Genomic DNA, 13,997 nt, shown 5'->3' with positions numbered 1-13,997 from the left:
GGTGGTGCCCGTGGCAGCAGCGAACGACAAGACGCCCTCGTACGAGCAGGCCCGCGAGGAGCTGACCGAGGTGGTCCGCCGCCTGGAGAACGGCGGGCTGACCCTGGAGCAGTCGATCGAGCTCTGGGAGCGCGGCGAGCGGCTGGCGGCGGTCTGCGAGGAATGGCTCCAGGGCGCCAGGGTCAAGCTGGCCGCCGCCATGGCCCGCCGTGCCGACCCCGGCCACGGCGACGACACGCCCTTCTGAGCGGCGCCCTTCAGGCGGCCACGGCTGCTAGGCGGCCTCGGGGAGCAGCGCCACGACCGGGATGCGGCGGCTGGTCTTCTTCTCGTAGTCGGCGAAGCCCGGGGCCTGCTCCACCATGCGGGCGTAGAGCCGGTCGCGCTCCTCGCCCTCGATGATGACGGCTTTGACCTGGAACGTGTCGGTGCCGACCTCGATCGTGGCCGCCGGGTTGGCCCGGAGGTTGTGGTACCAGGCCGGGTGGTTGTCCGCGCCGGCGTTCGACGCGATGATCACGTAGCGTTCGCCGTCGGCCAGGTACATGACCGGCGTGGTGGCCGGCCGGCCGCTCTTGGCGCCGGTGGTGGTGACCAACAGCAGCGGCGCACCCTCGAACATGCCGCCGACACGTCCCTCGTTGGCGCGGAACTCGTCGATGATCTGCTGGTTGAAGTCGTTCGGCATTCTCGGCTCCTTTAATCGGAGAGTTCTCCGGTTGATGGTCGGAGAGTAACCGGAGAACTCTCCGGTTACAACCTGTATGCTCCAACCGTGCGCGGACGCCGATCTCTTCCCGTCCTCGGGCAACCCCAGCCCGAACGGGCCGACGCCGCCCGCAACCGGCAGAAGATCATCGACGTGGCCGCCCGGATGATCGCCGAGCACGGCGCCGCCGGCCTGTCGCTCGACGAGGTGGCGCGGGCCGCGGGCGTCGGCGTGGGCACTGTCTACCGCCGCTTCGGCGACCGCAGCGGGCTGATCTTCGCGCTGCTCGACGAGCGGGAGCGGCGCTTCCAGACGGCGTTCTTCTCCGGGCCGCCGCCGCTCGGGCCCGGCGCGCCGGCGATGGAGCGGATCGCGGCGTTCCTGCGCGCGCTGGTCGATCGCGTCCTGGCGCAGCACGAGCTGTTCCTGCTGCTGGAGCGGGGCAGGGCGGGGACGTTCAGCGGGCCCTATCGGATCCACCACATCCACCTGGCGAGCCTCATCGGCCAGGCCAGGCCCGACGCGGACGCGGCCTACCTGGCCGACGCGCTGCTCGCGCCGGCCAACGCCGGGCTGATCGCGCTCCAGCGGGACGAGCGCGGGATGAGCGTCGAGCAGATCAAGGCGGGGCTGACCGGGCTGGCCGCGGCGGCCCTGCGCGCCGGGCAGTCCCTTCAGCGGGACGCCGCCCTCCGGCAGGACGCTTTCCAGTAGGACGCCTTCCGATAGAACGCCCTTCAGCAGGACGCCCTCCGGCGGGGCGTCACTCGGCGGGGCGTCACTCGGCGGGGCGTCACTCGGTGCGGGCCCGCAGGCGGTCGTCGGACAGGCGGATCGTCAGCGGGCTGCCGGGCGGCACGTCCTTGGCCAGGCGGACCACCTCGCCCGACGGGTGCTGCACGATGGCGTAGCCGCGCTCCAGCGTGGCCGCGGGCGACAGCGCGACCAGCCGGGCCCGCAGGTGGACCAGGTCGTCGGCGGCGCGGTCGAGCGAGCCCGACAGCGAGCGCCTGGCCCGCTCGCGCAGCGCGTCCACCTGCTCGGCGTGGCGCTCCAGCTCGCGTACCGGATCGGCCAGCGAGGGGCGCGAGCGCGCCGACGCCAGCCACGACATCTCCCGGTCCAGCCAGCCGCTCAGCACCCGGCGGCCCCGGTCGCGCAACTGCCGGATCAGCGCGAGCTGCTCGCCGACGTCGGGGACGACCTTCTTGGCGGCGTCCGTGGGAGTGGACGCGCGCACGTCGGCCACCAGGTCCAGCAGCGGGCTGTCCTGCTCGTGGCCGATCGCGCTCACGACCGGGGTGCGGCACGCGGCCACCGCGCGCACCAGCGTCTCGTCGGAGAACGGCAGCAGGTCCTCCAGCGAGCCGCCGCCCCGGGCGACCACGATGACGTCGATCTCGGGGTCCGCGTCCAGCTTGCGCAGCGCCTCGGTGACCTCGCCCACCGCGTACGGGCCCTGGACGGCCACCTCCTCGACCTTGAACCGCACGGCCGGCCAGCGCCGGCGGGCGTTCTCCAGCACGTCGCGCTCGGCCGCCGAGTCACGGCCGCAGATGAGCCCGATCACGCCGGGCAGGAACGGCAGCCGCCGTTTCCTGTCGGCGTTGAACAGCCCCTCGGCCGACAGGAGCTGCCTCAGCCGCTCCAGCCGTACCAGCAGCTCGCCCACGCCGATCGGGCGGATCTCCAGCGCGGTGAACGCGAACGTGCCCTTGTTGACCCAGAAGTCCGGCTTCACCTGCAGCACGACCCTGGCGCCGTCGGCCGGTCGCGGCGTGGCCGCCTCGTAGACGCCGCGCGGGGCGGTGACCCTGGCGGAGACGTTGGCGACCGGGTCGCGCAGGGTCAGGAACACCGTGCCGCCGCGCGCGCTCAGATCGGTGATCTGGCCCTCGACCCACACCGTGCCGAGCCGGCCGATCCAGCCCCCCACCATCTGCAGGACCGTGCGGATCGGCAGGGGGGACTCCGGCGTGGTCTTCGAGGTCATGGCGGAAGACTACGGGCTATTACCGGCTATTCGGCGGCCTGCAGCTTGGCGAGGCGGTTCTCGAACATCCGCACCACCTCGGGGCGGTTCTGGGTCGCGCGCTCGTAGGCGAGGAAGTCGCCGATCTGCTCGGCGGTCTTGCCGCGCATGCGGGCGCGGAGGGAGGCGACGGTCAGCTCGTCGTAGCCGGCCAGCGGCTCCACCAGCCCGGCCGCGGGCTCGGGCGCCTGCTCGGCCTGCTCGGCCTGCTCGGCCTGCTCGGCCTGCTCGGCCTTGGGACCGGGCTCCGCCTGCGGCTCCGGCTCGGGCTCGGGCTCGACCGGGGTGATGGACACCGGCTCGGAGGTGACGGGCTCGTTGCCGGTCGGGGGCTCGGCACCGGTGACGGGCTCGGGCGCGGCGGCCGGCTCCGGCGCGCGCGCCGGCTCGGGAGCCCGCACGGGCTCGTCCGCGACGTCCTTCCCTGCGACGTCCTTCCCTGCGACGTCCTTCCCTGCGACGTCCTCAGCGACGTCCTTCCCGGCGACGTCCTTCCCTGCGACATCCTTCTCCGGGGCCTCCGCGGGGGACGTGGCGGTGGCGGCGGGCTTGGACGGGGCGAAGATGACCGGGTCCGGCTTGGTCCTGGCGGCGCCGTTCGGCTCGGTGGTGCCGGGACGCGGCGCGAAGATGACCGGCTCCCTGCGCGCCGGCTTGTCCTCGCTCTTCTCGCTCTTCTCGCTCTCCTCGCGCGCCGGCGCGTCCTCGCTGACGGCCGGCGCCGTGGCCACCTGGTCGGCGGCGGACGGGCGCGCCCCGTGCTCCTCCTCGCGCTCCTCCTTGTTGCCCAGCCCCTTGATCGAGTTCTTCACCCGATCGACGACCAGCAGGGCCTGCCCGGCCGCGCTCAGCGTGCTCTGGATGACGAACAGGGGAAGGTCCTTCGCCTTCTCCTTCAGCTCGTCCTTGTTGGTGACGGTTTTGGCGATGTTGCGTATCACGTCGCTGAGGGACATGACGTCTCCCTGGGAGGTCTGTATTGGACGGCCAGTCTGGCAAACCGCGGGCGGCCACGCACGGGCGGGCCAGATGGCCGCTCCACGTAGCATAAGAAGTATGGAGCCCCAGACCCCCTCTTCCCGCCGTGTCCTCGTAGCCAAGCCGCGGGGTTACTGCGCCGGAGTCGATCGAGCCGTGGTCGCGGTCGAGAAGGCGCTGGAGCAGTACGGCGCCCCGATCTACGTCCGCAAGCAGATCGTCCACAACACGCACGTCGTCAAGACGCTTGAAGCCAGGGGCGCCATCTTCGTCGAGGAGACCGAGGAGGTCCCCGAGGGGTCGATCGTCGTCTTCTCGGCCCACGGCGTCTCGCCCGCGGTGCACGAGGAGGCCCGGCAGCGCGGCCTGCGCACCATCGACGCCACCTGCCCGCTGGTGACCAAGGTGCACAACGAGGCCAAGCGGTTCGCCGGCCAGGACTACGAGATCCTGCTCATCGGGCACGAGGGCCACGAGGAGGTCGAGGGCACCTCCGGCGAGGCACCCGAGCACATCCGGCTCGTGGACGGGCTCGACGCGGTCGAGCAGGTCGAGGTCAAGGACCCGAGCCGGCTGGTGTGGCTGTCGCAGACCACCCTCTCGGTCGACGAGACCACCGAGACCGTGACCCGGCTCAAGCAGCGCTTCCCCAACCTGATCGACCCGCCGAGCGACGACATCTGCTACGCCACCCAGAACCGGCAGATCGCGGTCAAGGAGATCGCCGCCGAGGCGCAGCTCGTCATCGTGGTCGGCTCCGAGAACTCCTCCAACTCCAAGCGCCTGGTCGAGGTGGCCAAGGACTACGGCGCCGACGCCGCCTACCTCGTGGACAACGCCGACTTCATCCGCGAGGAGTGGCTGGAGGGCGTCACCACGGTCGGCGTCACCAGCGGCGCGTCGGTGCCGGAGGAGCTGGTGGAGGAGGTGCTGGCCCGCCTGGCGGGGCACGGCTTCGGCGACGTCACCGAGGTGCAGCCGGTGCAGGAGAGCATGCGCTTCGCCCTGCCGCACGAGCTGCGCAGGGACCTCCGCGTCGGCTCCTGACCCGCGGCGCGGCTGGCCAGGGTCAGTGGCGGGCCAGGGTCAGTCGTCGCCGCGCGGGGATCCGTACACCTTGGGCTCGAAGTAGCCCTCCGGCTCGGGCACGAACGTCGGCTGCCGCGGGCGCGGCACCTCCGCGCCCGCCTTCAGCTCCGCCCGCAGGTCGCGGACGTTGTCCCACAGGCCGCGCCGCCACGCCACGCCGAGCACGAGGGCCGAGCCCGCGAACAGCCAGGGCGCGCCGCGGGTCAGCGACGTGTAGAGGCCGAGCGCCAGCGACTGCACGATCGACACCGAGCCGAACGCCCGCCCCAGCTCGACGAAGAGCGTGGCGCAGAAGAACACCAGCGGCGGCGACACCACCAGCGACAGCAGCTCGCGCCGGTTGACCAGGAGCACGCCCAGCAGCGCGGCGACCACGAACGCCGCGCCGACGAGCTGCTGGACGCCGAGCAGCGAGGTCAGCACGTAGCCGGCGAGGGTGGCGACCAGGATGAGCGCGACGGCGCCCCGAGCGGTCAGCCTGACGGCGGGCTGCTTGCCCTTCTCCACCACCCGTCACCCCCGTTCACTACGTTCCGTTGGCCAACTTACCGTTCGCGTGGGAGAAGAGTGACGGGGTTTCGAGCAGTTCGGGGGAGGCGAGGGGCCGCGGCAGGCCGTCGAGCGCCGCCGGGGTCTCCAGCTCGCCGTCCACGACGCCCAGCTCGTTGAGCTTGCGCGCGGTGACCAGGACGCGGCTCTCCAGCGATCCGACCGACTTGTTGTACGCCTCCACCGCCCGGGTCAGCGCCCGGCCCAGCGCGTCGACGTTCCTGCCGAGGGACGACAGCCGCTCGTACAGCTCCTTGCCCAGCTCGAAGACCGCTCGCGCGTTCTCGCTCAGCGCGGCCTGCTGCCAGGCGTAGTGCGCGGTGCGCAGCATCGTGATCAGCGTCGTGGGCGTGGCGATGTGCACCCGGCGGGTCATCGCGTACTCCAGCAGGCCCGGGTCGCGTTCGAGCGCGGGGGCGAGGAACGCCTCCCCGGGGATGAACAGCACCACGAACTCCGGCGACGGGTTGAACGCCTGCCAGTAGGACTTGGCGGCCAGCCGGTCGACGTGCTCGCGCACGTGCCGGGCGTGCGCGTCGAGCCGGACCGTGGCCAGCGACTCGTCCGACGCCTCGGCGGCCTCCAGATAGGCCGCCAGCGAGACCTTGGAGTCGACCACGATGTTCTTGCCGCCGGTCAGCCGCACGACCATGTCGGGCCGTACGGAGCCCTCGGCGACCTGCTCGTCGAAGTCGCAGTAGCGCTGCATGCCCGCGATCTCGGCGACCCTGCGCAGTTGCAGCTCGCCCCACCGGCCCCGGGCCTCCGGCCGCTGGAGGGCCCGGACCAGGGCTGTGGTCTGGGAGCGGAGCCGCTCGCTGCTCTCGCGGACGAACTCCATCTGCTTGGCCAGCTCCGCCCGCGCCGCGCGCTGGCCGGACTCGCTGTCGCGGAGCTGCGTCTCCACCCGGGCCAGGGCGTCCTTCAGCGGCTCGACCAGGTGCTCGACGGCCTGCCTGCGCTGCTCCAGGTCGCCGGCGGCCTCCGCCCTGGTGGCCGCGAGCCGGGTCTCGGCCAGCTCCAGGAACCTGAGGTTGTTGACGTCGAGCGCGCGCGTGGACAGCGCCTGGAAGCGCTCGGCGAGCTGCTCCTCGACGTAGACCAGCTTGTCGGCCGCGGCCCTGGCGCGGGCGTCGGCCTCGGCCACCCGGACCGCCGCGCGGGTGCGCGCCACGAGGAAGCCGACGAGCAGCCCGACGGCCAGGCCGATGACAAGCGCGATCACGTCCATCCTCTCGATGATGGCAGGACATCCGCGTCCGGATCTTCCCGACACGCGACGGACGAACCGCCCGGCTGCCGCGCCAAGTAGACTCGACGTCCGTGAGTCTCTCCATCGGCATCGTCGGCCTGCCCAACGTCGGTAAGTCCACGCTGTTCAACGCGCTGACCAAGACCGGCAACGCGCTCGCCGCGAACTACCCGTTCGCCACCATCGAGCCCAACGTGGGCATCGTGGGCGTGCCGGACGACCGTCTCCCGGTGCTGGCGAAGATCTTCGACTCGGCGCGCGTCCTGCCCGCCAAGGTGGAGTTCGTCGACATCGCGGGCCTGGTCAAGGGGGCGTCGGAGGGGCAGGGCCGGGGCAACCAGTTCCTCGCCAACATCCGCGACACCGACGCGATCTGCCAGGTCATCCGGGTCTTCAGCGACCCCGACGTCACGCACGTCGACGGCGAGATCTCCCCCAAGCGGGACATCGAGACGATCAACACCGAGCTGATCATGGCCGACCTGCAGACGGTGGAGAAGGCGATCCCGCGCCTGCAGAAGGAGGCGCGCAACAACAAGGACAAGAAGGCCGCGCTGGAGGCCGCCGAGGCCGCGCTGGCCGTCCTGGAGACCGGCCGGACCATCTTCGAGAGCGGCCTCGACCGCGAGGGGCTGCGCGAGCTCCACCTGCTGACGGCCAAGCCGTTCCTCTACGTGTTCAACCTCGACGCCGACGAGCTGACCGACGCCGCGCTCAGGGAGCAGCTCTCGTCGCTGGTGGCCCCGGCCGAGGCCGTCTTCCTCGACGCCAAGATCGAGTCCGAGCTGGTCGAGCTCGACGAGGAGGAGGCGCTGGAGCTGCTGCAGTCGGTCGGCCAGGAGGAGTCCGGCCTGCGCCAGCTCGCCCGGGTCGGCTTCGAGACGCTCGGCCTGCAGACCTACCTCACGGCCGGCCCGAAGGAGACCAGGGCCTGGACCATCCGCAAGGGCGCCACCGCCCCCGAGGCGGCGGGCGTGATCCACACTGACTTCCAGCGGGGCTTCATCAAGGCCGAGGTGGTCTCGTACGACGACCTGGTCGAGGCCGGCTCGATCGCCAACGCCCGCGCGGCGGGCAAGGCCCGCGTCGAGGGCAAGGACTACGTGATGCGCGACGGCGACGTCGTGGAGTTCCGCTTCAACGTCTGACGGGCTCCGCGCCTGGCGGGCCCGCGCGCCTCCGGTCACTCACCGTGACGGTTCGCTACGCTGGGTCGCCGACGATGGGATGACGGGCCGCCCGTCCGCGCGTCTGACTCCCGGGATCGCTCTGATGTCTGATCCCGGGACAAGTTAAGCGTCAACCACCTCGGGCCTCCGCGCGTCGAATCGTCACGGCGTTCACGCTGACTCGGGAGGCCCCTCATGATCCGTCGCATCATCCGGAAACGACGCCCCGCGCCCACGCTCGCGGGCATCAGCCTCGAGGAGGAGCTGGCCCTGATCAGGGTTGAGCTCATGTACGGCCTGCGCGTCAACCGGGAGGCCTACCTGCGCAGGAAGGTGGACGAGCGCAACGAGATGGCCAGCCGCATGCGCGAGCGCGACGCCGCGGGCATGCTGGCCGACCTGCGCGGCTCGCTGGAGCGGACGGTGCGGCCCACGGTCGTCGATCTCCAGAGCCGCACCGGCGATCTTCAGGGCCGCGCCGGTGATCTCCAGGGCCGCACCGGCGTCGTCGAGCTGCCGAGCCGCACCGGCGTGGTCGATCTCCAGAGCCGGCGCCAGGCACGTCCCGGCCAGGACCCGGAGCCCGCCTGACGGCCCGCTCGTCGGCCCGCCCGTCGGGGCTTCGGCCGAATGCGCAGGTCGGAAGAGGTCCATGCCTATTTTGGTCAGGAATCAGTGACCACCGCGCTAGGCGATTGCAGGTGTTTGGCCTGGTCAAAGCCGTTTTACCCAGGAAATGACAGGAATCGGTACTGGAGCCTGCCCGCAGGCTCCAGTTTGCCGTGAGGGCGGTCGTGCCTGCAGCATGGGCGTGGCTTTCCTGGAACAATGGCGGAGACCGGATAGGGTGACTACTTCAGCGCGGATGATGGGGATCGGCAACGGACGACACCGCGCCAGCCGGGGGGATCGGCGCGAGCGGAGGCATGATGGCTCGTAGGTCTACCGTCCAGCACGATCCTCGGATCGCTGACGGGCCCGGGCTTTCCGCGACCCTTGATCCTGACGACTACGACGTGCCACCGCCCCGCAGGCCGCGCCGCGGTGGCTGGTCCGGTGGCGGCGGCCGGTGGCTCGTCTGGGTGGGCCGCGTCATTCTCTGGGCGCTTATTGTGGTTATCGTGGTGAATGGGATTCGTGCCCCATTTGAGCGGTTTACCCAGCAAGGTGCAGGGACGCCCAATGGTGAGGCCCCGGTGGCGGAGAAGGGATTCCCCGCCGGCCGAGGCATGGCCTTCGCCGCCCAGTTCGCCGGTGTCTATCTCAATTTCAGCCCCGACGACGCCGAGAGCAGGTCGAGCAAGCTGGCCGCGTTCCTGCCCGACGCCTCCGACCCCCAGCTGGGCTGGGACGGCTTCGGCAAGCTCGCCGCGGTCGCCATCCAGCCGTACGACATCGAGGTCGCCGACGCCCAGAACGCGGTGGTCAGCGTGGCCTTCCAGTCCGGGCCGCGCCGCATGATGCTCTCGGTGCCGGTCTACTACTCCGGCGACGACGCCGGGAAGCGCTTCGTCGTCTCCGGGCGACCGGCGATCCTGCCCGCGCCCGCGCCCGCCGAGCTGCCCCAGGTCGCGCCGCCGGAGACCGACGACGCGGCCGCCGCCGAGCTGAAGCCGCAGCTCGAAGGGTTCTTCAAGGACTACGCCTCCGGCGACACCGCCGGGTTGCAGCGCTACGTCGCCGCGGGCAGGAGCCTGCCCAGCTTCGGCGGCGCGTTCACGTTCGCCGATCTCAAGAAGGTCGTGGTGCCTGTGGGGGGTGCCACACGAGAGATTCAGGCGGTGGTCGTGTGGGTCGTCGGCCCGAACGGCGACACCCCGCCCACCCCGAACGCCACCGACCCCGCGGCGGCCGGCGCGCGTCTGGAGCAGGCCTACCGGCTCACCGTCGAGAAGCAGGGCGACAAGTGGTTCGTCGCCGACATACGCGGCGCCGGGCGGGTCGTTGACTAAAGGCACGCCCGCGCCGCTGCACGGTACCCCCCGGGAGGACGAGAAGTGACCTTGAAGACCATAGTGCTCTCCGTGATCCAGATGACGCCGACCCCCACGTCGACCGGCATCGACACCGGAGGCCTCGCCGACTTCCTGCGGGCGTTCTTCGCCCCCTTGTTCCTCGTGGTGGTGTCGGTGGTCGCGCTCTTCTTCCTCTTCACCCGGGAGATCACCCGGTTCGTGCAGTTCCTGATCCTGGCCGTGGCCATCGGAGTGATCTTCTACGTTCCCAACATCATCGAGGTGACGGCGAAGGCAATCGCCGGCGCACTGGGCATCAAGTAAAGGGTTGAGACCGTCCGGCGGCGGTCATACAGCAGCGGGTGGCGAGAGGAGGACCGGGTGGACCTGCCCACGTACACGAACATCTGGCGCATCGAGAAGCGGCTCTACAAGCTGTACGACCTGCGCCTGCCGATGCCGCTTCCCATCGTCTGGATCGGCGTCTTCGTCGGGGTGTTCGTCCCGTGGTCCCTCCTGCTGATCCTGGTGGGCGTGCCGGTGGCGATGCCCTGGCACGTGTTGTTCCTGGTGCCGCCGGGGATCGTGACGTGGTTGTCCACCCGTCCCGTCATCGAGGGCAAGCGGCTCACCGAGCTTCTGGAGTCCCAGATCCGCTATCTGGGCGAGCCCAAAGCCTGGTACCGCCTCGCCCCCGGGGCCGAGCCCGAGACGATCACCTTCTCCGCGCGCGTGTGGCGCACCACGCCCGCCCGCGCCAAGGCCCGGCGTCCCGCCAAGGCCCGGCAGGCGCAGCGGCGGCGAGAGGCCCAGCCGGTCACCGGCCCCCGCCAGGTCCGCCCGGCCGTCGCGGCCGCTGCCGCCGCGGCTGCCGGTGCGGCCGGTCAGGCTCCGGTCGCCGCCGAGCCTGCGGCCGGCCGTAAGGGGTGGGGCACGCGCCGCGGCGCCGCCGCCGCGCCCGCGCTGGAGGGCCGCGTCCGGCAGGGCGCCCCCGAAGCGCTTCCCGAGGGCTCAGGACGCCGCCAGAGCCACCCGCTGACGATCACCGTCGGCGAGGACACCGGACACGGGGCCGACGGTCACCGCAAGGGCGGCAAGCGCACCGGCGGTCGCAAGCTCTTCGCCCGCGACGACGCCGTCCGCGAGGCCGCCACCCAGCAGGCCGCCCTCCGCGAAGCGGCACGCGAAACCCTCGACCGGGAGCCCGCCGCCGGCGAGCCCACCACCCATGACACCGCTCGGGAGGCCGTGCGGGAGGTCGCGCGGGAGACCGTGCGGGAGGCTGCGCGGGAGATCGTGCGGGAGACCGCCCCGGACACCAGCGGCCGGCCCGCTCTCCGGCTGGGCGACGGCCACGACGCCACGCGACCCGAGCCCCGGAAGGCGGCGGCGAACGGGCTCTCCGACGCGCCGGAGCCCGCCGACCAGGAGCTGGGAGCCGAGCAGCGAACCCCTGAGCGAGCCGACGACGCCCCGGCCGCCCACGAGCAGACCGCCCATGAGCAGACCGCTCATGAGCAGACCGCTCATGAGCAGACCGCCCACGAGCAGATTGCCTACGAGCAGGCTCCCCAGGGCCGGCTCCCCCAGGAGCAGGTTCCCTCGGGCCGGATCCCCTCGGGCCGGGCCTCCTCGGGCCGGGTGCCCTTGGGCCAGGTGTCCTCCGGGCCGGATGAGGTGCGGGACGACCAAGAGACGCGGGACGACCAAGAGGCGCGGGACGACCAAGGAGTCATCGTGCCGGCCCGAGCGGTGCAGGGTCGCAAGCCCGCCGCCGCCAAGCCCATCGACACGGAGGCCCTGCGGCGGCTGCGGAGACTCGCGGCGAGCGCCGACGCCCCGGCCGACGCGGCCACCCGTACGGAGGCCGCCGACCGGGCCGAACGCGGCCGGCACGAGGACGAGCTCGCCCGCGACCAGCACAGGAAGGGTCAGCCCCCGAGGCTCGGCACGGTCCCGGGGGTCTCGGGCCCGCACCGGTCCTGGCCCCCGCTCGACCCCGACGCCAAGCCCCTGCCCCGCCAGCCCGCCCCGCGCCCGGCCTCCGAAGCCACCGGCGCCCCGGCCCGATCCCCGGCGGACGACCGCAGCACACCCGCACCGCCACCCGTCACCGAGACCGGGAGCGGAGCCGGGGCTGGGACCGGGGCTGGGAGCGGGACCGGGACCGAGACCGAGGCCGGGGGCGGCGTCACACCCGCGACGGCCACCGACGCCCCCCGTTCGGTACGTAGCGCCGCCGCTTCCGGCCCGCTCGACCCGGGTCACGTCCCTTCGCCCGAGGAACCCCTGTCGGACGAGCGCCCCGCAGGCCCCGCCTCGAACGGCCCACGCTCGGGCAACGTCGCGTCGGACCCGGCGGGCGACGTACCGGCGGATGGTGTTGCGGTGGGCGAGGGCGGCGCACCGGATGATGGGCACGAGCAGGAGGACCAGCAACAGGTCGCCGCGACGGGTGATGCGGGCAGCACGGAGCGCGGGCGGCCCGGCACGGCGCGCCCGCACCTGACCGCAGTTCCGTCGGACGCCCCCGCAACCCGATCGGACGCCCCCGCAACCCGATCCGACGACGGCGCAACCCGATCGGACGACGGCGCAACCCGATCGGACGACGGCGCCACCCGTCCGCACGGCGCCGCAACCCGGCCGCACGGCCCCGAGGCGCAGTCCGAGGACGCCACGCTCCCGTCCAACGAGGGCGCGGCTCCGTCCAGCGAAGGCGTAGTGCCGTCGGGTGATGACGTGGCGCAGTCGGGCAAGGGCAGGGGCCTGGCCGGCGAAGGTGTGGTGCCGTCCACCAAGGGCGCCACGCTCCCGTCCACCGAGGGCGCCACGCTCCCGTCCACCGAGGGCGTGGCTCCGTCCACCGAGGGCGTGGCTCCGGCCACCGAGGGCGTGGCGCCGGCGGATGAGGGCGGGGTTCTGGCCGGTGAGGGCGTGGCTTCGTCCGGTGAGGGTGTGGCTTCGTCCGATGACGACGTGGCTTCGTCCGATGACGACGCGGCTTCGTCCGGCGGCAGTGTGGCTTCGTCCGGCGGCGGTGCGGCTTCGTCGGGTGGTGGCTCGGCGTCGTCCGATGGCGGTGTGGTCCGGCCCGGATGGCCCGCGAGGCCCGCGCAGCCCGCCGGCCCCGTGCAACCCGTCGGTCCCGTGCAGCCCGCGGCCTCGGCGCAGGGGGTTCCTTCCCTCAAGGGGGAGGGGCTCGGGCGGGCCGGGGAGTTGGTGGCGCCTGTGCCCGGGCCGCGACCTGGGGAGGGGCGGGTGCGGCGGGTCGAGTCCGTGGTCGGGCGTGACTCCGGCGGGTGGCGGCGGATCGCGCAGGTCGTGGTCGGCGGCAGCGGCGTCCGTACCGACGGCTCGGAGATCGACGAGGCCAGGGCCAGGGCGGTGTTCAGCGGCGGGCGCAGGGTCCTCGTCCTGGGTTGTACGGGCGGCGCCGGCCAGAGCACCACGGCCCTCATGCTCGGCCACACCCTCGCCCAATACCGCGACGACCGGGTGGTGGCCGTCGACGCCAACACCGGCGGCAGCACCCTGACCAGCAAGATCGAGCCCGAGACCCCCGAGACGCTCACCTCGCTGCTGTCCGGCCTCGACCGGGTCAGCGGCTACCTGACGATGCGCGGCTACACCACGAGGACGTCCTCCGGCCTCGAGGTGGTCAGTGCCGACACCGACGCGGGCGCCGAGCAGCGCCTGGCCGACCGGTCGTTCTTCTCCGACCACCGCCTGGGCGAGTCGATGCGGCTGCTCGACCGCCATTACAAGCTGGCCGTCATCGACCCGGCGGCCGCGCTGGCGGCCCGGCTCCTGCCGTACGCCGACCAGCTCGTCCTGGTGGTGCCGGCGAGCGAGGAGGCGCCGGAGGCGGTGGCGATGACGTACGAGTGGCTCGACGGCCACGGCTGCGCGGAGCTGCGTAGGCGGGCGGTGATGGTCGTGAACGGCGTGAGCAGGCGTTCGATGGCCGACGTCGAGCAGGCCGAGGCGGTGGCCAGGGGAAGGTGCCGGGCCATCGTCCGGGTCCCCTGGGAGGACGGCCTGGCCCCCGGCGGGTCGGAGGTCGTCGATCCCGGGCAGTTGCGCGCGGCCGGGCGGCGCGCCTACCTCGCCCTGGCCGGCGTGGTGGTCGCGGGTTTCGCGGCACCGCCGGCGCGAACGGCAAAGTCGGTGCAGGCACGACCGAGCGATGAGGAGTTGGCGAGTGACCCCCCGGGCACGAGAATCGGTGAGCGATAAGTGAACAAGCGAGCAGGCCAGGCCC

13 protein-coding genes are annotated in these 13,997 nt (G+C 72.4%); 8 read left to right on the top strand and 5 right to left on the bottom strand.

The window, feature by feature from the left end:
• Positions 1-10 precede the first annotated feature (10 nt).
• Positions 11-247, top strand: a complete 237-nt coding sequence (locus AB0H75_RS34655; protein ID WP_367803828.1) for an exodeoxyribonuclease VII small subunit — start codon at positions 11-13, stop codon at positions 245-247.
• 27 nt (positions 248-274) lie between these two features.
• On the opposite strand, the gene AB0H75_RS34650 is transcribed toward AB0H75_RS34655, so the two are convergent.
• The gene (locus AB0H75_RS34650) at positions 275-688 is read right to left on the bottom strand and encodes a nitroreductase family deazaflavin-dependent oxidoreductase (RefSeq protein WP_367803826.1); all 414 of its coding nucleotides are present in this window, start codon (positions 686-688) and stop codon (positions 275-277) included.
• Between the two features lie 87 nt (positions 689-775).
• On the opposite strand from AB0H75_RS34650, the gene AB0H75_RS34645 reads away from it, so the two are divergent.
• Positions 776-1,423, top strand: a complete 648-nt coding sequence (locus tag AB0H75_RS34645; RefSeq protein ID WP_367803825.1) for a TetR/AcrR family transcriptional regulator — start codon at positions 776-778, stop codon at positions 1,421-1,423.
• 79 nt (positions 1,424-1,502) lie between these two features.
• On the opposite strand, the gene xseA is transcribed toward AB0H75_RS34645, so the two are convergent.
• On the bottom strand, positions 1,503-2,702 hold the full coding sequence (xseA, locus tag AB0H75_RS34640; RefSeq protein WP_367803823.1) for an exodeoxyribonuclease VII large subunit: 1,200 nt from the start codon (positions 2,700-2,702) through the stop codon (positions 1,503-1,505).
• A gap of 26 nt (positions 2,703-2,728) precedes the next feature.
• The gene (locus AB0H75_RS34635; RefSeq protein WP_367803822.1) at positions 2,729-3,697 is read right to left on the bottom strand and encodes a hypothetical protein; all 969 of its coding nucleotides are present in this window, start codon (positions 3,695-3,697) and stop codon (positions 2,729-2,731) included.
• A 100-nt stretch (positions 3,698-3,797) separates the two neighbouring features.
• Between AB0H75_RS34635 and AB0H75_RS34630 the strand changes: the two genes are divergently transcribed.
• On the top strand, positions 3,798-4,766 hold the full coding sequence (locus tag AB0H75_RS34630; RefSeq protein WP_367803820.1) for a 4-hydroxy-3-methylbut-2-enyl diphosphate reductase: 969 nt from the start codon (positions 3,798-3,800) through the stop codon (positions 4,764-4,766).
• Positions 4,767-4,805: 39 nt separating this feature from the next.
• Here AB0H75_RS34630 and AB0H75_RS34625 read toward each other — a convergent pair whose 3' ends face one another.
• Together AB0H75_RS34625 and AB0H75_RS34620 are read right to left on the bottom strand one after the other, a co-directional pair.
• Positions 4,806-5,315 carry a DUF6542 domain-containing protein gene (locus tag AB0H75_RS34625; RefSeq protein WP_367803818.1) on the bottom strand — a complete coding sequence of 170 codons (510 nt, stop codon included), beginning with the start codon at positions 5,313-5,315 and terminating at the stop codon, positions 4,806-4,808.
• 19 nt (positions 5,316-5,334) lie between these two features.
• A complete protein-coding gene (locus AB0H75_RS34620) occupies positions 5,335-6,588 on the bottom strand; it encodes a DNA recombination protein RmuC (protein WP_367803816.1) in 1,254 nt (417 codons plus the stop codon).
• Positions 6,589-6,680: 92 nt separating this feature from the next.
• Here AB0H75_RS34620 and ychF point away from each other — a divergent pair, with 92 nt between their 5' ends.
• The 5 genes from ychF (at position 6,681) to AB0H75_RS34595 (ending at position 13,972) form a co-directional block, all read left to right on the top strand.
• Positions 6,681-7,757: a redox-regulated ATPase YchF gene (ychF, locus tag AB0H75_RS34615; RefSeq protein ID WP_367803814.1), complete on the top strand. Its 1,077-nt coding sequence runs from the start codon at positions 6,681-6,683 to the stop codon at positions 7,755-7,757.
• Between the two features lie 216 nt (positions 7,758-7,973).
• Positions 7,974-8,369 carry a hypothetical protein gene (locus AB0H75_RS34610; protein WP_367803812.1) on the top strand — a complete coding sequence of 132 codons (396 nt, stop codon included), beginning with the start codon at positions 7,974-7,976 and terminating at the stop codon, positions 8,367-8,369.
• Positions 8,370-8,974: 605 nt separating this feature from the next.
• The gene (locus tag AB0H75_RS34605) at positions 8,975-9,730 is read left to right on the top strand and encodes a conjugal transfer protein (protein ID WP_367803810.1); all 756 of its coding nucleotides are present in this window, start codon (positions 8,975-8,977) and stop codon (positions 9,728-9,730) included.
• Positions 9,731-9,811: 81 nt separating this feature from the next.
• A complete protein-coding gene (locus AB0H75_RS34600) occupies positions 9,812-10,057 on the top strand; it encodes a hypothetical protein (RefSeq protein WP_223167281.1) in 246 nt (81 codons plus the stop codon).
• 57 nt (positions 10,058-10,114) lie between these two features.
• Positions 10,115-13,972, top strand: coding sequence for a TcpE family conjugal transfer membrane protein (locus AB0H75_RS34595; RefSeq protein ID WP_367803808.1), 3,858 nt, complete (start codon positions 10,115-10,117; stop codon positions 13,970-13,972).
• Positions 13,973-13,997: the final 25 nt, after the last annotated feature.

Origin of the sequence: Nonomuraea sp. NPDC050783, from assembly GCF_040802095.1 — a bacterium.
Classification (GTDB): domain Bacteria; phylum Actinomycetota; class Actinomycetes; order Streptosporangiales; family Streptosporangiaceae; genus Nonomuraea.
The sequence above is the reverse complement of the archived record's forward strand: the minus strand, read 5'-3'. Positions and strand labels throughout refer to the sequence as shown.